The 19,200-nt window shown below is 69.5% G+C and carries 18 protein-coding genes; 9 read left to right on the top strand and 9 right to left on the bottom strand.

The window, feature by feature from the left end:
* Nucleotides 1–66: 66 nt before the first annotated feature.
* The 8 genes from AC07DF_RS34225 to AC07DF_RS34190 form a co-directional block, all read right to left on the bottom strand.
* Complete coding sequence (locus AC07DF_RS34225; protein ID WP_478980159.1) at nt 67–1,014, bottom strand: helix-turn-helix transcriptional regulator; 948 nt, start codon at nt 1,012–1,014, stop codon at nt 67–69.
* Nucleotides 1,015–1,223: 209 nt separating this feature from the next.
* Nucleotides 1,224–2,084 (bottom strand): class I SAM-dependent methyltransferase, encoded by an 861-nt coding sequence (locus AC07DF_RS34220; protein ID WP_478980157.1) that lies wholly within the window; start codon nt 2,082–2,084, stop codon nt 1,224–1,226.
* A 190-nt stretch (nt 2,085–2,274) separates the two neighbouring features.
* Nucleotides 2,275–2,751 (bottom strand): GNAT family N-acetyltransferase, encoded by a 477-nt coding sequence (locus AC07DF_RS34215; protein ID WP_478980155.1) that lies wholly within the window; start codon nt 2,749–2,751, stop codon nt 2,275–2,277.
* A gap of 99 nt (nt 2,752–2,850) precedes the next feature.
* Nucleotides 2,851–3,759 carry a M56 family metallopeptidase gene (locus AC07DF_RS34210; RefSeq protein WP_478980153.1) on the bottom strand — a complete coding sequence of 303 codons (909 nt, stop codon included), beginning with the start codon at nt 3,757–3,759 and terminating at the stop codon, nt 2,851–2,853.
* A gap of 74 nt (nt 3,760–3,833) precedes the next feature.
* Nucleotides 3,834–4,226 (bottom strand): BlaI/MecI/CopY family transcriptional regulator, encoded by a 393-nt coding sequence (locus tag AC07DF_RS34205; RefSeq protein ID WP_478980151.1) that lies wholly within the window; start codon nt 4,224–4,226, stop codon nt 3,834–3,836.
* 338 nt (nt 4,227–4,564) lie between these two features.
* Entirely contained in the window at nt 4,565–4,846 is a 282-nt protein-coding gene (locus tag AC07DF_RS34200; RefSeq protein ID WP_020275595.1) for a metal-sensitive transcriptional regulator, read from the bottom strand.
* Between the two features lie 31 nt (nt 4,847–4,877).
* On the bottom strand, nt 4,878–7,148 hold the full coding sequence (locus AC07DF_RS34195) for a heavy metal translocating P-type ATPase (RefSeq protein WP_478980148.1): 2,271 nt from the start codon (nt 7,146–7,148) through the stop codon (nt 4,878–4,880).
* Nucleotides 7,149–7,241: 93 nt separating this feature from the next.
* On the bottom strand, nt 7,242–7,514 hold the full coding sequence (locus AC07DF_RS34190) for a heavy-metal-associated domain-containing protein (protein WP_478980145.1): 273 nt from the start codon (nt 7,512–7,514) through the stop codon (nt 7,242–7,244).
* Between the two features lie 173 nt (nt 7,515–7,687).
* Between AC07DF_RS34190 and AC07DF_RS34185 the strand changes: the two genes are divergently transcribed.
* From AC07DF_RS34185 to AC07DF_RS34170, 4 genes are all read left to right on the top strand, one after another.
* Nucleotides 7,688–8,677, top strand: a complete 990-nt coding sequence (locus AC07DF_RS34185; RefSeq protein ID WP_478980143.1) for a hypothetical protein — start codon at nt 7,688–7,690, stop codon at nt 8,675–8,677.
* Nucleotides 8,678–9,038: 361 nt separating this feature from the next.
* The gene (locus AC07DF_RS34180) at nt 9,039–9,506 is read left to right on the top strand and encodes a DUF6153 family protein (RefSeq protein WP_478980141.1); all 468 of its coding nucleotides are present in this window, start codon (nt 9,039–9,041) and stop codon (nt 9,504–9,506) included.
* Nucleotides 9,507–9,592: 86 nt separating this feature from the next.
* Nucleotides 9,593–10,279: a DUF305 domain-containing protein gene (locus AC07DF_RS34175; protein WP_478980139.1), complete on the top strand. Its 687-nt coding sequence runs from the start codon at nt 9,593–9,595 to the stop codon at nt 10,277–10,279.
* 130 nt (nt 10,280–10,409) lie between these two features.
* Nucleotides 10,410–11,276, top strand: a complete 867-nt coding sequence (locus tag AC07DF_RS34170) for a F510_1955 family glycosylhydrolase (RefSeq protein WP_478980137.1) — start codon at nt 10,410–10,412, stop codon at nt 11,274–11,276.
* Between the two features lie 14 nt (nt 11,277–11,290).
* Here the strand turns inward: AC07DF_RS34170 and AC07DF_RS34165 are convergent, their stop codons facing one another.
* On the bottom strand, nt 11,291–12,187 hold the full coding sequence (locus AC07DF_RS34165) for a DUF5134 domain-containing protein (RefSeq protein WP_478980135.1): 897 nt from the start codon (nt 12,185–12,187) through the stop codon (nt 11,291–11,293).
* Nucleotides 12,188–12,624: 437 nt separating this feature from the next.
* Between AC07DF_RS34165 and AC07DF_RS34160 the strand changes: the two genes are divergently transcribed.
* From AC07DF_RS34160 to AC07DF_RS34140, 5 genes are all read left to right on the top strand, one after another.
* Nucleotides 12,625–13,806 carry an ROK family transcriptional regulator gene (locus tag AC07DF_RS34160; protein ID WP_478980133.1) on the top strand — a complete coding sequence of 394 codons (1,182 nt, stop codon included), beginning with the start codon at nt 12,625–12,627 and terminating at the stop codon, nt 13,804–13,806.
* A gap of 372 nt (nt 13,807–14,178) precedes the next feature.
* A complete protein-coding gene (locus AC07DF_RS34155) occupies nt 14,179–15,702 on the top strand; it encodes a sugar ABC transporter ATP-binding protein (RefSeq protein WP_478980131.1) in 1,524 nt (507 codons plus the stop codon).
* The gene (locus tag AC07DF_RS34150; RefSeq protein WP_478980128.1) at nt 15,699–16,730 is read left to right on the top strand and encodes an ABC transporter permease; all 1,032 of its coding nucleotides are present in this window, start codon (nt 15,699–15,701) and stop codon (nt 16,728–16,730) included. The genes AC07DF_RS34155 and AC07DF_RS34150 overlap by 4 nt, the downstream gene beginning before the upstream one ends.
* Nucleotides 16,731–16,829: 99 nt before the next feature.
* Nucleotides 16,830–17,879, top strand: coding sequence for a substrate-binding domain-containing protein (locus tag AC07DF_RS34145; protein ID WP_478980126.1), 1,050 nt, complete (start codon nt 16,830–16,832; stop codon nt 17,877–17,879).
* Between the two features lie 69 nt (nt 17,880–17,948).
* On the top strand, nt 17,949–19,163 hold the full coding sequence (locus tag AC07DF_RS34140) for a Gfo/Idh/MocA family protein (RefSeq protein ID WP_478980124.1): 1,215 nt from the start codon (nt 17,949–17,951) through the stop codon (nt 19,161–19,163).
* Nucleotides 19,164–19,200 lie beyond the last annotated feature (37 nt).

Genomic DNA, 19,200 nt, shown 5'->3' with positions numbered 1-19,200 from the left:
ACCTCTTGTTCCCACCGGACTGCAGAGAGCCGACAGCCTGCACCGGGCCGGCCGCTTGAAGGGCAGTCAGTCGAGCCAGCCCAGCCGGGTGGCGCGCACTCCTGCTTCAAAACGGCTGGACGCGCCCAGGTCCTGCATCAGCTCGGAGATCATCCTGCTGACGGTACGCAGGGATACGCCGAGGCTGCGGGCGACCTTCTCGTCCTTCATGCCCGAGGCGAGCATGCGCAGGGCCGCGCGCTGCTGTTCTGTGAGTCCGTCGCCCCCTCGTGCGGGCTGGACCTGCTCGCCGTACGGGGTCGCGGTGTGCCAGCAGTGCTCGAACAGAGTCAGGTAGGACCGTACAAGGGCAGGGCCGCGGGCCAGGATGGCCCCCGCAGAGCCGTCCTCGGGATCGACCGGGAGGAGGGCGAACTGCTCATCGGCGATGATCATGTTCATGGGTACGACAGGGGAGAGGCGGACCTCCACCCCCAACTTGGCTTTCATCCTCAGGTGGTCGGCGTCTTCGGGAACCGATGTGAGGCGCTGATTGAAGATCGAACGAACCTGAACGCCGTTCTCGATCTGACGCCGGTCGCGGTCGAGCGCTCGCTCGGGGATCTCCCTGCCGCGCGCGATGGGATGCATCGAGGCGAGGCGGTGCTGCACGGTGTCCGTGATGTCCTCGAGCACCTGCTGGATGCGGCGGTAGTCGCTGATGATCTCGATCTCTACGCCGGCTGCCTGAGCCAGTGTCTCGGTGCGCAGGAAGTTGCCGGCCAGGGTCTGCAGAGTGTGATGGGCCTGGTCCGCCTGATCGAGGTGGTTGCGCAGCCGGGTGCGCTCCCGCTCCAGCAGTCTGATCAGAGCGATCTCGGGTGCTATGACGGTGACCGAGTCGCTTTCCGCCTCCGGCGCCTTGCCCGCGTCCAGCTCCAGGCGGTTGTCGTGGAGTCGCCCCGTCGGGACGGCCAGGCCCAGGCCGAGCAGCTCGTTGCGACATCGATCACGTTCGTCGTCCGATAAGTCCATCTCGGACGCGACTTCTCGGAAGCTGGACGCCCCTCGTGCCCGCAGTCTCCGGTAGAAGGCGAGAGCCAGGTCGGTGGATTGAGCCCCTGTTCTGCCGCTGCCGTAGACCATGGCGAAGCGCCCCCTCGTGATTCTCCGAAATGCCCCGATCACACCTTGTCACACAAGGCGCTCAGCATCTCCGAGTCATCTTAGTAATGTGGCGGGCGTCACTCGGTGGGGCGGCATACCAGGAGGACGCTGTGAGTCCGCTCGTCGAGCCACTGCTGCCGCTGGTCTGCGACGCGCAGGCCGGCAGTCCGCAGTTCCCGCAGTAGGTCTCCCTGATTCACGATCCACTTGTCGGTGGTGGTGACCGACCGGCGGACCCGGGTCTTCTCCGAGCGCTCGATGAAGTAGGTGATCTGCTCGCTCATGGTGGCGAGGTCGAAGACCTGACGGGCCACGACCCACTCGGTGACCCCGTCGAACCGCGGCACCTGGAACGCCCAGGTGCGGTGGGGGTGTTCGGCGAGACCCGCCGCGTCATGGGCCGTGTAGTCCAAGGCGAGTGCGCCGTCCCCGCCCAGGTGGGCGGCGATCTCTCGAAGTACCCCGGGGCGGGCGTACGGGGGGATCGCCGCGATCATCGCACCGGCCAGCAGGGTGAGTTGGTAGCGCCGGCGCAGGCGCAGGTGGGCGAGATCGGCGTGGGTGGTGGTGATCCGGCCGCGTACCCGCGGGCCGATGCGATCGGCCCAGGCGCGCAGTCTCGCCAAGCTCGGGCCGTCCCGGTCCACCGCCTCGACGGTGAAGCCATGGCGGGCGAAGGGGACGGTGAGCCGTCCTGCGCCCGAGCCCAGGTCGAGCACGGGACCGCCGGCGGCCCGGGCCAACGTCAGATACTCCACGATGTCGCCGCTGAAAGGCCCCAGCAGTGCGTCGTGCAGCCACAGCTCGTCCTCGGTGTGGGGTGCGAGGGACTCAAGACCGGGGAGCCCGGCGCACAGGGCGGGGGAGGCGGTGGTGATTCGGGACGGCGGGACCGGGCCGAGCGCAGGCGCTACCGGTGTGCCGGTCTGTGTGTACATCGCTCCTCCAGGTGGCTCGACCGGTCCTGCCGTCCGGGCGGGCCCCGTGCCGCCGGGACCGCGCCGCGGCACCATCGTGTCCGGAACCCTTTGCGCTGGGCCAGCGTCGACGGATGCGCGTTCACGCCAACGCGCGTCTACGCCAAGGGGGTCGGACTCGTGAGCGATGTACAGGTCGAATACGCGACTCTCACATTGCCCGGCTCAATCGCCGTCCCGCGCCTTTGAAGCCATGGGCCGTGTAGAAAGAGAGCGAGGGGTCGGCCTCCGACGGCAGGCTGACCGACTGACTCCGGGCGTCATGTCTTCGCATGCGCTCGGTGAGAACGGACAACAGCGCACTGCCGATCCCGTCACGTCGGCGGTGCGGTGCGGTGCACAGCGCGTACAACTCCCCCTCACCCGGCGCGGGTACGCCTCCTGCGGCTGCGCCGACGATCTGCCCGTCGGCCTCGGTGGCCACCAGCCAACCCAACCAGCTCGGCGCGCCACCAGGAATCCCTATTTCCGCGCTGATGCGGGGGAGTGAACAATTCGCGCTCACCAGGCGTTCGACGGCGTGCTTTTCGAGAGTTCCGGCATAGCTCTCGCGTATCACAGCGGCGAGCAGCTGGGATACGGCCGCCGCCTCGGCGGGGGCGGCGGATCGCAGTTCGACCGCGTGCATCAGGTCTGCACCTTCCCCGGGGTTGTCCCTCGCGCCCAGCGCCCAACGATAGCGGTGAATCAAGTGGGCGAGCCGGGGGAAGCGTATCTACGTATTCGATTAGTTAATCGTGATACCCGGAACGGAACAGCAAGCCAGGATAAGCGGAGTCAGGGCTGCCGCTGCGGTAAGTGCCACAAACATCGTCCGCAGTGTCGGAGAGCATGCGGCGTGCGGTGTGAGGATCCGGCGCATGCGCAACACCGCTGATGGTCCGCCCGCCGCGAAGGCCATGTCGGGTGTCTGACCGGATGCCACGGCGTACAAGGCGGTGGCGAGTGCGTCCCGCGAACACCGGCGTAGCGCCCGGTCGTCGGCTGCCATCTCGAGCAACAGCGGTACTTCGGTGCGAGCGAGCCGGGCCGATGGCAGTCCACGGAAAACGGCAGCGAAGGCCCCGGCTGCGGCGACCAGCAGATGGTGGCGGCCGGCGATGTGCGCCCGCTCGTGTTCCAGCACCGCTGTCACTTGCTGTCCGGTCAGGACCTGAAGCGCTCCCGAACTGACCACGACTTGAGGTGCACGACCCGGCAGGCAGTACACGGCCGGGGTGTCATGCTCCAGCACCGTGGCCCCCAACTCGGGGCGCCTGCTGCCGACGAGGCGCAGTAGGTCGGCGTGCCGTACCCGTCGGCGCCTCGCGCTCAGGAGTTCACGTACGAGGGCGACAGCGAAAACCGCGGGCACGGCGGCCGCCGCCGAAAGGGCCGCCCACACGCGGGCGTCCACGCCCGCCAGGCCGTTCGCGAGGAGAGGCCCGCACTGTGCGCCGCCGGAAACGATGCAGCCCTCGGTGAAGCGGGACAGGTGGTGGCTGCCTGCTGCCGGAAGCAGGAGTTGCAGGGCCGCCAGGGACACGGAGACGATGAGGGTCAGCCCGAGCAGGGTCCACACCATGAGAGCCAGCCGGGGTGCACGGTGGACCCAGTGGCCGCGGGCAAGCGCCCTCGGCAGCAGCACCCCGACCATCAGGGCGACGGTCAGCGGCGGCAGTACGTGATGGCCGGGGACGAGCAATCCGCCGGAGTTACCAAGGAGTTCGGTCACGAGGGTGCTCCGGGCTCACCAGCGCTGCCGGGAACGCGGCCCATCGTGCTCAGTGCGGCAGCCAGCGCGGACACGTCCTCCGGCGACATGTGCTCCACGAATCGCTGCAGCGCGGCCTGGCGATCCTCGGTGTTGCCGAGCGCGTCCTGCATGAGGGCGGCGGTGTATTCCTCACGGCTGCGCTCCGGTTCATAAAGCCAGGCCCGCCCGGCCTTCTCGCGGCGCAGCAGGCCCTTGCGGTGGAGAATGTCCGCGACCGTCATCACCGTCGTGTAGGCGACGGGACGCGTGTGATTGATGTCGTTGACTATCTCCCGGACCGTGGCAGGCCGGCCCCAGCGCCAGAGCCTGTCCATGATTTCGGCTTCCAGGTCACCCAGCCGTCGCACCCTTCCCCCTCTTCTTCCCCGTCACCGAGGCGCTTCACATCGTATGGCACCCACCGTCTCCGCAGGAGGGGGCACACAGGCGTCGTGTATACGGGTAGGGGGTATGTTGCATTCATGTTCTCACTCAGCAGGGAAATCACCCTCGGAGCCCCGAAGAGCCCGTGCGCAAAGGTCTGCGGAAGCGACCTGGGCGGAGCCGATCTGGTGCTGTTGCGCCAGGTACTCGGCCTGTGTCTGCGCCTCAGCCTCAGGTTGAGCGCCGGCTGCCCCGCGGGCAAAGGAGTCTGAACAGCTCCGGGCCCGGGCGGTTGTACCGCCCGGGCCCGGAATCCTGGAGATCACGCCCGTACGAGCCGGGCGATGGCCTTGGACGCCTCGTTGACCTTGGTTCTGGCCTGCTCGCCGCCCTCCACGATGGCCTCCGTGACGCAGCAGTTGAGGTGCTCGTCCAGCAGGGCCAGTGCGCAGGACTGGAGCGCGGCGTTGGTGGCGGCGACCTGGGTCAGGACATCGATGCAGTAGGTCTCTTCCTCGACCATGCGCTGCAAGCCCCTCACCTGGCCCTCGATCCGGCGGAGCCGTCGGAGAATGACGTCCCGGTGGGTCTGCTCTCCGGCCACGGCGGCCTCCTTCCCGTCCTGGTCGGCCGCTTCACCGGTCGGCGGGCTGGAAGCCGCGCAGCCGCAGGCTGTTGCCGACCACGAAGACCGAGGAGAAGGCCATGGCCGCTCCGGCGATCATCGGGTTGAGCAGGCCGGCGGCGGCGAGTGGCAGGGCGGCGACGTTGTAGGCGAAGGCCCAGAAGAGGTTGGACTTGATGGTGCCCAGCGTCTTGCGGGACAGGCGGATGGCGTCCGCCGCGACCCTCAGGTCGCCCCGCACGAGCGTCAGGTCGCCCGCCTCGATCGCGGCGTCCGTACCCGTACCCATCGCCAGGCCCAGGTCGGCCTGGGCCAGTGCGGCGGCGTCGTTGACGCCGTCGCCGACCATGGCGACCGAACGGCCCGCGTCCTGCAGGCGCTTGACGGCGTCGACCTTGTCCTGAGGCATGACCTCGGCGATCACGTGCTCGGGGGCGATGCCCACCTCCGCGGCGACCGCTTCGGCGACCGCCTTGTTGTCACCGGTCAGCAGGATGGGCGTCAGGCCCAGGGCGCGCAGGCGCTCGATGGCCTGCGGGCTGGTCTCCTTGATGGCGTCGGCGACCTCCAGGACGGCGCGTGCCTCGCCGTCCCAGGCGACCGCGATGGCGGTACGCCCGGCCGCCTCGGCGTCGGCCTTGGAGCGTTGCAGCTCCTCCGGCAGCGACATGGCCCATTCGGCGAGCAGCTTCTCGCGTCCGACCAGGACCGCGTGGCCTTCGACCATGCCCTGGACGCCGAGGCCGGCGATGTTGGCGAAGTCCTCCGGGGTGGGGAGCGTGCCGACGCGGGCGGCGGCACCGGCGGCGACGGCCTGGGCGATGGGGTGCTCGGAGGAGTGCTCCAAGGCGCCGGCGAGGCGCAGGACGTCGTCCTCGTCGGTGCCGTCGGCGGTGTGCACGGCGAGCAGGGTCATCCTGCCGGTGGTGACGGTGCCGGTCTTGTCCAGGACGATGGTGTCGACCTTGCGCGTCGTCTCCAGGACCTCTGGGCCCTTGATGAGGATGCCGAGCTGGGCGCCGCGACCCGTGCCGACCATGAGGGCGGTCGGCGTGGCGAGGCCCAGGGCGCACGGGCAGGCGATGATCAGGACGGCGACCGCGGCGGTGAAGGCGGCGGTCAGTCCGGCGCCGTTGCCGAGCCAGAAGCCCAGAGTGCCGAGCGCCAGGGCGATCACGACCGGGACGAAGACAGCGGAGATCTTGTCGGCGAGCCGCTGTGCGGCGGCCTTGCCGTTCTGCGCGTCCTCCACCAGCTTGGCCATGCGGGCGAGCTGGGTGTCGGCGCCGACGCGGGTGGCCTCGACGACCAGGCGGCCGCCGGCGTTGAGCGTGGCGCCGGTGACGGCGTCCCCGGTGCCGACCTCCACGGGTACGGACTCGCCGGTGAGCATGGAGGCGTCAATGGCGGACGATCCCTCGACGACCACACCGTCGGTGGCGATCTTCTCACCGGGCCGCACCAGGAACCGGTCGCCGACCTTCAGATCGCCGACCGCGATGAGCTCTTCCCGGCCGCCACGCAGGACCGTGACTTCCTTGGCGCCGAGCTCCAGCAGGGCCTTCAGCGCCGCCCCCGCCTTCCGCTTGGAGCGCGCCTCGAAGTAGCGCCCGGCCAGGATGAAGGCGGTGACGCCGGCCGCGGCCTCCAGATAGATGTTCCCGGCGCCGTCGGTGCGGGCGATGGAGAGCTCGAAGGGGTGGGTCATGCCGGGGGTGCCGGCCGTGCCGAAGAACAGCGCCCACAGGGACCACAGGAACGCCGCCGTGGTGCCGACGGAGATCAGCGTGTCCATCGTGGCGGCACCGTGCTTGGCGTTCGTCCAGGCGGCCTTGTGGAAGGGCCAGGCGGCGTACGTCACCACGGGCGCCGCCAGCGTGAGCGAGAGCCACTGCCAGTACTCGAACTGCAGCGCCGGGACCATGGCCATGGCGATCACCGGGACGGCGAGCGCCACGGCGGCGGTCAGCCGCTGGCGCAGCGGCCGCAGCTCGTCGCTCTCCTCCTGCGCGGAGCCACCGGACGTGGGGTCGCCGGAGCGGGCGGTCTCGGGCTGGGGCTCCCGAGCGGTGTAGCCGGTGGCCTCGACCGTCGCGATCAGGTCCGAGACGGTCACGTCCTCGCGGAAGGTGACCTTCGCCTTCTCGGTGGCGTAGTTGACGGTGGCCTCGACCCCGTCCAGGCGGTTCAGCTTCTTCTCGATCCGGGCGGCGCACGAGGCGCAGGTCATGCCGCCGATGGCGAGTTCGACCTCGGCGGCGCCGGGCGTGGTGGTGGTCATGTCTGCTCCTCGGAGCTCACGAACGCGAAGTGCGAAAGAAGACAGGGAGGACGGGGGCCGCCAAGATGTTGCGGCCCCCGCACGGTTCGCCGGTCAGGCGGCCACGCGGCCGGCGAAGTCGTAGCCGGCCTCGTCGACGGTCTTGGCGATCAGCGCGTCGAGCGCCTCGTCGGGCTCGGCCGCGGTCGTCACCGTGACCAGGCCGGTGCCGATCTCGACCTCGACCGCGGCGACCTCGTCCAGACCGCCTACCGCCTTGGCGACGACACCCTGGCAGTGTGCGCTGCCGACGCCGTCGACCTTGTAAGTGGTCTTGGACTCCGCCGGGGTGTGGCAGCTTCCGTCGGTGGTGCAGCAGTTCGACACGGGTCCTCCGCAACTAGTGGTTCATACCCCTAGGGGGTATCTGCAACGGCTCCATGTATACCCCCCACCCGTATTTGATGGCAAGCCTCGATCCAACTTGACTTGGTACCCCCCGGGGGTATTTTGAAGGTGTCGGCCGCACGCACGAGCGGCCGGGAGATGAGGAGTTGTCGATGAACACCGGACTGCGGGTCACCGTCTTCGCCGCCGCACTCGCCGCGACCTTCGGCGCCGCCTTCGGCGTGGGCGGCGCGGTCGGCCCGATCTCGCCCGAGCCGGAGAGCGGCACGCACAGTGGCTCCGAAGGCCACGCGGTCGCCGGGCACAAGGAGAAAGCGGCCGGGCATCACGAGGCGAAGGACGGCGGTCACGAAGCGGAACCGCCAGGCGGCCTCGAGATCTCCAGGAGCGGCTACACGCTCGACCTGAAGACCCCGCGCATCGAGGCCGGCGAGAAGACCGAGCTGCGCTTCGCCGTCGTTCAGGACGGCACCGGACGCAAGGTCACCGCGTACCAGCGTGAGCACGGCAAGGATCTGCACCTGATCGTCGCCTCACGTGACCTGACCGTCTACCGCCACCTGCACCCCGCCCGGGCCGCGGACGGCACCTGGTCGACGCCCGTGAACCTGCCGAGGGCCGGCGGTTATCGCGTCTTCGCCGACTTCAAGCCGAAGGGCGGTGAAGCGCTCACCCTCGGTGCCGACCTCGCCGCGTCCGGCCGGTACGAGCCCGGTGAGCTGCCCGAGCACAACACCGCAGCGAAGGTCGACGGCTACGAGGTGAAGCTGCGCGGCGCGTTGACCCCCGGCAAGGCCGGCGAACTCACGCTGACGGTGGCAAAGGACGGTAAGCCGGTCCGGAACCTCCAGCCCTACCTGGGCGCGTACGGCCACCTGGTTGCCCTGCGCTCCGGCGACCTCGCGTATCTGCACGTCCACCCGAACGGCGAGCCCGGCGACGGCAAGACCAAGCCCGGCCCGGAGGTCTCCTTCACGGCGACCGCACCCAGCGCCGGCGCGTACCGCCTGTTCCTGGACTTCCAGCACGAGGGCAAGGTCCGTACGGCGGCCTTCACGGTGCATGCCGGCGGTGCGGTGGACGAGGCCGCGAAGCCCTCGCAGGCCGGCCCTGAAGAGGGAGACACCGGACACGCACACTGAGTCGCGCGGCCCGCACAGGCCTGCGGGGTGCGGGCCACGGCCGATTCGAGATCCTGCGCCGCTGGGAACTGTTCAATGACGCCCGCACGCTCACCGCCGTCGCCGCCTTCGTGATCCTTGCCGTCCTCGCCCTCGGGCCGACCGCCTCCGGGCGACGACGGGTCTGAGAACTGGCCTCCGGGGCCGGGCCGGCCAAGGCATGTCCGGCCTTTCAGGTACGCAACCAGATCGGTGAGGGGTGCGGCGATGGCGGTGCCGAGGTGGGCGCGGCCGCGTGTCGTACTGGGCAGCCGGTGCCCGGTGCCCGTCCAGTCCCAAGTGACTTAGTAGTATCCCGGTAGGTCGAGTACGGAGGGCAGGCTTGAGCATGAGCGGGCGGCTGCGCGCAGGTGGGGCCTTCGGGTACCTCCTGCTTGTCGTCATGCTCACCTTGGGCGTGTTCGCCATGCACACGATGGGCCACCCCGAAGATTCCTCCGGGCACGGTATGAGCGGCGCGATCCCTGCTGCCGCAGGTGTGCACCAGGACGGTATGGCCCAGAAGGCCGCAGCCTCCGAGCACGCGTACGAGCCGGAGGTGACGGCCGGGCACGGGACCGTGGCGTCGCCCACCGAGTCGCCGGTTCACGAGCTCCCGAGTGGCATGGATCCGATGTCCGTGTGCTTGGCGGTTCTCACCGTGTGGCTGCTCGGGCTGTTCCTGCATGCGCTGGTGCTCCGCCGACATGAGCGGCTGACCGCCCTCCTCGCCCGATCGATGGCCTTGGCGCGCCCCGGCACTACACCGCCAAGACCGCTCCTCTCCCAGTTGTCAGTTCTGCGGATATAGGCCGAACCGCCGCGCGGCCGTCCAGTGCTGCCCGCGCAGACGCCTAGTCCGCACAGAGAGAACTGACGACAAGAGGTACCTCGCACATGACTGCCTACAAGCACGCCCTCAACCGCCGCCTGAGCCGCCGTCTCGCGTTGGTGGGAGCCGTCACGGCGGGCGGGCTGCTGCTCGCCGCCTGCGGCGGGAACGACATGGAGGGCATGGACCACGGGAGCGGCAGCTCTGCTTCCGCCTCCGCCTCGCCGACCCAGGCGACGGGGGAGAACCCGGCGCCCGGCGCGTTCAACGACACGGACGTCACGTTCGCGCAGATGATGATCCCGCACCACGAGCAGGCCCTGGAGATGTCCAAGCTCGCGGACGGCCGGGCCTCCGACGCGGAGATCAAGACCCTGGCCGGGGAGATCGAGAAGGCCCAGGACCCGGAGATCCAGACCATGAAGTCCTGGCTGAAGGCCTGGGGCAAGCCGGAGTCTGCCGAGGAGAGCATGCCCGGCATGGACCACGGATCCGGCGGCATGGACCACGGGTCCGGGATGTCCGGGATGATGTCCGACGAGGACATGAAGAAGCTCGGGGCTGTCAAGGGCACCGAGTTCGACCGGATGTTCGCGGAGTTGATGATCGAGCACCACAAGGGCGCGATCACCATGGCGGAGGACGAGCAGAAGAAGGGCCGTAACGCCACGGCCAAGAAGCTCGCCGCCGACGTCGTGAAGACCCAGTCCGCCGAGGTCGAGAAGTTCGAGAAGATCCTCGATCGGCTCTGATCCGCATCACCCACTGACCGCCCAGGGCTCCGAGGCGCGCACCCGAGGAGCCCGGGCGGTCACCTTTCCATGCCGGCATGACCGCGATCGCGGTCGCCGCTCCCGTGCACCAGTACGCCCCCGAGGAATCATGGACAAGCGCCCTGCCGCCGTGACAGCCACCGCCCTGGCTCTCACCCTCACCCTGGCCGCATGCTCCGGCAACGGAGACAGCGCAGAATCGAACGGCTCGTCCGCCGCTTCAGGGACGACCGTGAGCCACATCCACGGTCTCGGTCTCGACCCCGCCGACCAGCGCCTCTACGTCGCCACCCACGAAGGCGTCTACACCCCCGACGCCAAGGGAGAACCTGAGCTGGTGGGCGACAGCAAGGACGACTTCATGGGCTTCACCGTGGCCGGCGCCAAGACGTTCTACGCCAGCGGCCACCCCACTTCCGGCGGCAACAAGGGGCTCATCAAGAGCACCGACGCGGGCGAGACCTGGAAGTCGCTGTCTCTGGCAGGCGAGTTCGACTTCCACGCCCTGGAATCCGCCCACAGCACCGTCTACGGCTACGACTCCACCGACGGCCTGGTGCGCACGACCAAGGACGGCGTCTCCTGGCAGGACGGGGCCCGGCTGGAAGCTCTGGACATAGCAGTCAGCCCTGGCGACCCCGGCATCGTCCTGGCCACCACCGCCGAGGGCGTCGCCCGCAGCAGCGACGGCGGACAGACCTTCGCCCCGGGGAAGGGGCCGGTGACGGCCCTCCTCTCCTGGGCCGCGAAGGACGGCCTCTACGGCATCGCCACCTCCGGCGGCCTGAATCGCAGCACGGACGGCGGCACCACATGGAAGAAGGTCTCCACCGTGCCGGGCGGCCGGCCACAGGCGCTCACCGCCGTCAGCGCCGAGCATGTCCTCGCCGCCACTCAGACCGGGGTGTTCGAGTCGAAGGACGGCGGCAGGACGTTCAAGAAGCGCCTGGCGGTTACGTCGAGCGGCGGTCACTGATCCGCTACGGGCGGTCAGGCAGCCATCATGACGAGCATGGCGCACATCGTGCCGCCCATGCCGATGTGGGCCGTCAGCGCCGCTCCCGGTGACGTGCCCGGTGGGCGACGGCGGCTGCGGCTGCCCGCTGCCGCGTGGGCCCGGCGCCTGTCGCCCCCCGGTCGGGTTCTGTCCCAGACGGAGATGGCCAGGGACGCGGCGAACACCACGATCGCGTCGGGCAGGGCGAGGAGCCGCCGCGCCCAGCGGCCCTTGCCCGCGGCGCGGCCCGCACCCGCTCGTCGGTCGGTGCCGCGGAGCCGCGCCCACACGGCCGAGACGATCGAGAGCAGGAAGTACACGGCAAGGGTGAGCAGGACGGCCCGCCACACAGAGGTGGAGTCTCCCGATGCGGAGCTGTGGGCGGCACCGGCCGTCATGTCGTGGGCGGTCATCCCCGCGGAGTGGTCCATACCCTCCATCCCGGTCATGCCCGCCATCCCCACGGTGTCGGATCCGTGCCCATGCCCGTGCTCCATGCCGGCCATCGAGTGTCCGCCCAACGCGAGGACCGGCGCGGAGTCGGTACCCGGCATGGCGAGCGTCATGAGCACCATGGCGGCACTGCCGATGATGTGATGCGCCCAGCGGCGGCCGTGTCGCCAGCCGTGCAGCCGACCCTGGCGTACGGACAAGGCCACGCCGCCCAGGCCGACAGTGGTGAACGCCGCCACCCACCACCGACCGTGGTCCCCGAAGCCGGCCGCCGTCGCGGGCAGGAACATCGCGGCCATGCCGCCGGCCATGACGAGATCGCCTCCAGCCGCGAAACGGGCCTCTCTGCCGTCGGAGGCTGCCAGCCGGGCCGCGCTCACGACGGCCACGAATGCGGCGACCGCCGCCAGCGTCCAGTTCAGGGCCGGACTTCCCATCGCTGCCCTCCACCTCGACCATCGTCGTCGGCGCCCTGTTTCCGGCCCGTCGACTTCCGTCGTCCTCTGTCTGTTATCTACGGATGTCCTTAGTACGTAGTGGTGCCAAGAGGTGTTCAGCGGAAGAGAGTTCGTTCCCCGGCGACGTCAGTCCTGTGGAGGGCGCACGCCCGCCAGGGTGACCGTGACCAGGCGCCGCACGGCGGCCCCGGACGGCAGGGTTCGGTGAGCCAGGTGGTTCCCGGCCCTGAGCTCTCGGAGGTCACTCGCCTCACTTTGTCCTGCGTGTGGAAAAAGTAGTCCGCAATCATGCGTAAGTACTTCCCAGTCTGGAAAATCGTTGTTACGTTCCTCTCCGACAGCCTGACGACGTAGTCGACGGAGACAGGCATCGGGCCCCAGCCGTGGGCGAGAGGAGGGGAGGAATCGTGAGGCGGATGACTGCTCGACCTGAGAACGCGCATCAGGCGCGGCTGCTTCGTCTGCTGCGCGACAACGGCTCCAACTCTCGTGCCCAGCTGGGTGATCTGGTGGACCTGTCCCGTTCGAAGCTGGCAGTCGAAGTGGACCGGCTGCTGGAGACGGGGCTGGTTGTCGCGGACGGGCTGGCTCCGTCCCGGGGTGGCCGGCGGTCGCACAACATCCGGCTCTCACCGACCCTGCGTTTCCTCGGTGTCGATATCGGTGCCACATCGGTCGATGTCGCCGTGACGAACGCGGAGTTGGAGGTCCTGGGCCATCTGAATCAGCCCATGGATGTCCGGGAGGGCCCGGTGGCGGTCTTCGAGCAGGCGCTGTCCATGGCCGACAAGCTCAAGGCCTCCGGTGTCGCGGAGGGGTTCGACGGCGCCGGTATCGGCGTCCCGGGCCCGGTCCGCTTCCCCGAGGGCGTACCGGTCGCGCCGCCGATCATGCCCGGCTGGGACGGCTTTCCCGTGCGGGAGGCGCTCAGCCAGGAACTCGGCTGCCCGGTCATGGTCGACAACGACGTGAACCTGATGGCGATGGGGGAGCAGCACGCGGGCGTCGCCCGCTCCGTGGGCGACTTCCTGTGCGTCAAGATCGGCACCGGCATCGGCTGCGGCATCGTCGTCGGCGGTGAGGTCCACCGGGGGACGACGGGCAGTGCTGGCGACATCGGTCATATTCAGGTGGAACCGGGAGGCCGCGCGTGTGCGTGCGGCAACCGGGGCTGCCTGGAGGCCCACTTCAGCGGTGCCGCGTTGGCCGGTGACGCGGAGCAGGCCGCACGTGAGGGCAAGTCGGTACAGCTCGCTGCCCGGTTGGAGACGGCGGGGCGGCTGACGGCCGAGGACGTGTCGGCTGCCGCGGCGGCAGGGGATGTGGTGGCTCTGGAGCTGATCCGGGAGGGCGGGAGGCGTCTGGGCCAGGTCATCGCCGGTCTTGTCAGTTTCTTCAATCCGGGAATGGTGGTGATCGGTGGTGGTGTGACCGGGCTCGGGCACACGTTGCTGGCCAGCGTCCGGACCCAGGTGTACCGGCAGTCGTTGCCGCTGGCCACGGGCAACCTGCCGATTGTGCTGGGTGAGTTGGGACCGGTCGCCGGAGCCATCGGCGCGGCCCGGCTCATCAGCGACCACGTCTTCTCACCCGCCTGACCGCTGCCGCCTTCGTCGGCGACGGACCGCCACTCGGGCTACTGCAACCCTGTGGCGCCGTACAACCAGGCGCCACTACAACCGAGCGTCAGTGCAACGGCATTGGCGATCCGGCACCCATGACGCCTCGGCAACCCCATGGCGCCCTTGCAACACCGGTAGAGCCCTCGCAACACCCACGTCATCGCCGTTACCACCGCATGAAGCGTCGGCGGCCGCCACCACCGCACGGTTGTCGGGCCGTCAGCCCCGCCCTGCCCTTCTCAGGGCCTACGCCCCAGCGCACACGACGCCAGGGGCTCCCCAGAGCCGCCTCTCTGAACCACCCCAGCCCTGCCCGCTCACGGCCCGCATCCGCCGAGGGGATTCCTCATGGCACCACAACCACCCCTGCTCACCATGTCCGGTATCACCAAGTCGTTCCCGGGTGTTCGCGCCCTGGACGGCGTGGATCTCGAGGTCCAGGCCGGCGAGGTCCATTGCCTGCTCGGCCAGAACGGGGCCGGCAAGTCCACTCTGATCAAAGTGCTCGCCGGGGCTCACCAGCCGGACAGCGGCGAGATCACCTGGCGCGGTGAGCGCGTGACCCTGGGGTCGCCGGTCGCCGCCATGCGTCTCGGCATCGCCACCATCTACCAGGAACTCGACCTGATCGAGGGGCTGTCCGTCGCGGAGAACGTCTTCCTCGGGCACGAACCCACCTCCGCAGGATTCGTCGTGCGCGGCTCTGCCGCCCGCACGGCGACCGCGGAGCTGCTGAAACGGCTGGGGCACTCGGAGATCGATCCGACGACGCTCGTAGGCGACCTGTCCGCGGCGCAGCAGCAGATCGTCTCGATGGCCCGCGCGCTGTCCCACGAGGTTCGGTTGATCGTGATGGACGAGCCGTCGGCGGCGCTCGACCCCGAAGAGGTGGACAACCTCTTCAGGATCGTGGGTGATCTGACGGCGGATGGCGTCGCCGTCATCTACATCTCCCACCGCCTTGAGGAGATCCGGCGCATCGGCGACCGGGTCACGGTCCTGAAGGAGGGCCGGTCGGTCGCGGGCGGTCTGCCTGCCGAGTCGACGCCGACCGATGAGGTCGTGGCCCTGATGACCGGGCGGACTGTGGAGTACGTCTTCCCCGAGCGCCCCAAGGCCGGGTTCGCCGCCGACAGAGAGCCAGTGCTGAAGGTCGAAGGGCTGACCAGGCGAGGGGAGTTCACGCCCGTCGATCTGGAACTGCGGCCCGGTGAGATCGTCGGTCTGGCCGGACTCGTCGGGTCCGGGCGCAGCGAGATCCTGGAGACCATCTACGGGGCTCGCAAGCCCGACGACGGCCGTGTCCTCGTCGAGGGCACACCGCTGCGCCCCGGAAGTGTCCGCGCCGCCGTCCGCGCCGGCATCGGCCTCGCGCCCGAGGAACGCAAGGCGCAGGGCCTGCTGATGCTGGAGTCCGTCAGCAGCAACGTCTCGGTCTCCACCCTGTCCCGGTTCGCTCGCGCGGGCTGGATCGACCGGCGTGCCGAGCGAGCAGCGGCGCACCAGGCGGTTCGGGAACTGTCCCTCCGGCCGGACAATCCCGATGCCGCGATCAGGACCCTGTCCGGTGGCAACCAGCAGAAGGCGGTGCTCGCACGTTGGCTGTTGCGAGGCTGCAAGGTGCTGTTGCTGGACGAGCCGACCAGGGGTGTCGACATCGGCGCCCGGGCGGAGCTTTACGCAGTGATTCGCCGGCTGGCCGACGAGGGCCTGGCCGTACTTCTCGTGTCCAGTGAGGTGCCCGAAGTCCTGGGGCTCGCCGACCGGGTGCTGGTGCTCCGTGAAGGCAGCGTCGTGCACACGGCGGACGCCCGGGAGCTCGACGAGCACCGTGTACTTGATCTTGTGATGGAAGGGAGCCTGACGCCATGACGCAGCCGGCCGCTGCGGCGCAGCAGGAAGCGCCGACGTCCGCCGCCAAGTCCGCGGAGAACCAGGAGAGTTCGCGCCGACCCGGTCTGCGGTGGGACGTGCGCAGTCTGTCCTTGCTCGGAGTCCTCGCCGTCCTTGTCGCGGTCGGCGGGATCACCGCACCGGACCAGTTCCTGGCGACGAGCAATCTGCAGCTCGTCCTCACTCAGGCGTCCGTGATCGGCGTCGTCACCGTCGGCATGACGTTCGTCATCACCAGCGGCGGGATAGACCTGTCGGTCGGCGCGATGGTGGCGCTCGCCTCGGTGTGGGCGACGACCGTGGCCACGCAGGAGTTCGGCTTCGCGGGCATCCTCTTCACCGCGGTGATCGTCGGTGTGGGCTGTGGTCTCGTCAACGGTCTGCTGATCGCCTACGGCAGGATGGTGCCGTTCATCGCGACGCTGGCCATGCTCGCCTCCGCCCGTGGCCTGGCGTTGCAGATCACGGACGGCAGCACCCAGGTCGTGACCGTCGGATCGGTGCTCGATCTCGGTGCCAGGGACGCCTACATCCTCGGCATCCCGCCCCTCGTTCTGATCTTCGCCGCTGTCACCGTCATCGGCTGGCTGCTGCTCAACCGCACCACGTTCGGCCGGCGCACCGTCGCGGTCGGCGGCAACGCGGAAGCGGCACGCCTCGCCGGCATCGACGTCCGGCGCCAGCGTCTGTACCTGTACCTGCTGTCCGGACTGTGCTGCGGTATCGCCGCGTTCATGCTGATCGTCCTCTCCGGTTCGGGTCAGAACACCAACGGCAACCTCTACGAGCTGGACGCCATCGCCGCGGCGATCATCGGCGGCACCCTGCTCAGCGGCGGTCGCGGCACCATCATCGGCTCCGTCCTCGGTGTCCTGGTCTTCACCACGATCACCAACATCTTCGCCCTGAACAACCTCGAGACCGCTGTCCAGCAGATCGCGAAGGGCGCCATCATCGTCGCCGCCGTCCTGGTCCAGCGCCGCTCGATGCGCGGCGGCGACGCCTGACGCCGTGCATCGCCGCCGGACGGCGGCCCCTGACACCGCCGTCCGGCCCCCCACATCCACCATCTGCCGCACCCCGCCCAGTCGAAGGGTCCATCCGCCATGGCACGAACCCCCGCCACCAGCCGCAGATCACTCCTGTTCGGCACCGCAGCCGTTTCCGCCGGCGCGCTGCTGACGGCCTGCACCAGCAATGAGCCCACGAACCAGGAGGGGGCCGCGGACAATGCCGCCCCGGTCGCGGACGACAAGCCGGGCAAGCCTGTCACCATCGGCTTCGCCGGCCCCCAGGCCGACCACGGCTGGCTCAACGCCATCAACGACAACGCCAAGTCGCGAGCGAAGAAATACTCCGACGTCAAGCTGGAGATCACCGAGGGGTCCAACGACACCGCCCAGCAGATCGGCCAGATCCAGACGCTGATCAACAAGAAGGTCGACGTCCTGGTGGTCCTGCCGGCCGACGGCAAGGCGCTCACCCAGGTCGGTCTGCAGGCCATGAGGGCGGGTATCCCCGTCGTCAACCTGGATCGTGTGTTCGCCTCCCCGCAGGCGTACCGCTGCTGGATCGGCGGCGACAACTACGGCATGGGACTCAACGCCGGCCACTACATCGGGGAACAGCTCAAGGGCAAGAAGAACGCCAAGGTCGTCGAACTGGCCGGCCTCGACAACCTCGAGCTGACCCAGCAGCGCACCAAGGGCTTCAACGACGCTTTGAAGAACTACCCGAACATCAAGAAAGTGGCCCGCCAGGCGGCCGACTTCACCGTCGAGTCCGGCCAGGCCAAGATGGCGCAACTGCTGCAGGCCCAGTCGAGCTTCGACGCGCTGTGGAACCACGACGACGACCAGGGCGTGGGCGCGCTGCGCGCCATCGACCAGGCCGGGCGCGACGACTTCCTGATGGTCGGCGGCGCGGGTGCCAAGTCCGCGATGGACGCCATCAAGGCAGGCAACAGCGTGCTCAAGGCGACCGTCCTGTACCCGCCGACGATGGCCGCCTCCGCCATCGACCTCGCCCGGGCGCTCGGACAGGGCAAGGGCGTCGGCGGCCTCGCCGAGTTCGAGATCCCGTCCTCGCTGACCCTCTACTCCGCCGTGGTCACCAAGGACAACGTCGACCAGTACCTGCCGACCGGCTTCATCTGACCGGTCCGGGCCGTGTGCCCCGCGAACACAGCGATGAGTCAGTTGACACTCCGACGAGGAGGAATCCGTATGGAACAGAGGGACAGTCGGACCGCACCGCCGGCACTCGGCGTGGGCATGGTCGGCTACGCGTTCATGGGCGCCGCGCACTCACAAGGGTGGCGCACCGTAGGGCACGTGTTCGACCTGCCGCTGCGGCCGGCCCTGGCCGCGATCGCCGGCCGCGACGCGCACGCCGTGCGGGCGGCGGCCGACAAGCACGGCTGGGCCGCGGCGGAGACCGACTGGCGCGCCCTCATAGTTCGCGACGACGTGCAACTCGTCGACATCTGCACACCGGGCGACAGCCATGCGGAGATCGCCATCGCGGCGCTGGAGGCGGGCAAGCACGTGCTGTGCGAGAAGCCCCTGGCCAATTCGGTCGCCGAGGCGGAGGCCATGGTCACGGCCGCCGAAGCGGCCCGCTCGCGCGGCCAGCTGGCCATGGTGGGCTTCAACTACCGGCGCGTGCCCGCCCTCACCTACGCTCGCCGGCTCATCGCCGACGGCAGGCTCGGCACGCTGCGCCACGTACGCGTCAGCTACCTCCAGGACTGGCTGGTCGACCCCGACTTCCCGCTGACGTGGCGGCTGCAGCGGGAACACGCGGGGTCGGGAGCGCTCGGCGACCTCGGCGCGCACATCGTCGACCTCGCCCAGTACCTGGCGGGGGAGGCGCTGGTCGGGGTCTCCGCCCAGATGGAGACCTTCGTCAAGGAACGCCCCCGCCTCGACGGTGCCTCCTCCGGCCTGACCGCCTCCGGCGGCACCCGGCGTGAGCCGGTGACGGTCGACGACGCGGCCGTCTTCACCGGCCGGCTTGCCTCGGGGGCGCTCGCCACGTTCGAGGCGACGCGGACGGCGTCGGGGCGCAAGAACGCCCTGAGGCTGGAGGTGAACGGCGAGTTCGGTTCGCTCGCGTTCGACCTGGAGCGGCTCAACGAGCTGTCCTTCCACGACCATCGGGAGCCCGCCGCCACAGCGGGGTTCCGCAGGATCGACGTCACCGAGGCCGAGCACCCGTATCTGGAGGGCTGGTGGCCGCCGGGCCACGCGCTCGGCTACGAGCACACCTTCGCCCACCAGGCCCGCGACCTGGTCGAGGCCATCGCGTCCGGCACCGACCCGAGGCCGTCGTTCGCCGACGGCCTGCAGGTGCAGCGGGTGCTCGCCGCGGTGGAGGAGAGCGCGCAGAAGAACTCCGTCTACACCCCTGTCCAGGCCGTCGAGGCCGAAGTCCGGTAGAGACCCGGCGTCCGGTAGAGACCCGGCAAGGAACCCC

The organism is Streptomyces sp. NPDC044719, assembly GCF_056433405.1.
The sequence above is the reverse complement of the archived record's forward strand: the minus strand, read 5'-3'. Positions and strand labels throughout refer to the sequence as shown.

Coding starts and splice junctions, on each gene's coding strand:
- AC07DF_RS34225 (WP_478980159.1), bottom strand. CDS start 1,014: ATGGACTTATCGGACGACGAACGTGATCGATGTCGCAACGAGCTGCTC.
- AC07DF_RS34220 (WP_478980157.1), bottom strand. CDS start 2,084: ATGTACACACAGACCGGCACACCGGTAGCGCCTGCGCTCGGCCCGGTC.
- AC07DF_RS34215 (WP_478980155.1), bottom strand. CDS start 2,751: ATGCACGCGGTCGAACTGCGATCCGCCGCCCCCGCCGAGGCGGCGGCC.
- AC07DF_RS34210 (WP_478980153.1), bottom strand. CDS start 3,759: ATGGTCGGGGTGCTGCTGCCGAGGGCGCTTGCCCGCGGCCACTGGGTC.
- AC07DF_RS34195 (WP_478980148.1), bottom strand. CDS start 7,148: ATGACCACCACCACGCCCGGCGCCGCCGAGGTCGAACTCGCCATCGGC.
- AC07DF_RS34185 (WP_478980143.1), top strand. CDS start 7,688: ATGAACACCGGACTGCGGGTCACCGTCTTCGCCGCCGCACTCGCCGCG.
- AC07DF_RS34175 (WP_478980139.1), top strand. CDS start 9,593: ATGACTGCCTACAAGCACGCCCTCAACCGCCGCCTGAGCCGCCGTCTC.
- AC07DF_RS34170 (WP_478980137.1), top strand. CDS start 10,410: ATGGACAAGCGCCCTGCCGCCGTGACAGCCACCGCCCTGGCTCTCACC.
- AC07DF_RS34165 (WP_478980135.1), bottom strand. CDS start 12,187: ATGGGAAGTCCGGCCCTGAACTGGACGCTGGCGGCGGTCGCCGCATTC.
- AC07DF_RS34160 (WP_478980133.1), top strand. CDS start 12,625: ATGACTGCTCGACCTGAGAACGCGCATCAGGCGCGGCTGCTTCGTCTG.
- AC07DF_RS34155 (WP_478980131.1), top strand. CDS start 14,179: ATGGCACCACAACCACCCCTGCTCACCATGTCCGGTATCACCAAGTCG.
- AC07DF_RS34150 (WP_478980128.1), top strand. CDS start 15,699: ATGACGCAGCCGGCCGCTGCGGCGCAGCAGGAAGCGCCGACGTCCGCC.
- AC07DF_RS34145 (WP_478980126.1), top strand. CDS start 16,830: ATGGCACGAACCCCCGCCACCAGCCGCAGATCACTCCTGTTCGGCACC.
- AC07DF_RS34140 (WP_478980124.1), top strand. CDS start 17,949: ATGGAACAGAGGGACAGTCGGACCGCACCGCCGGCACTCGGCGTGGGC.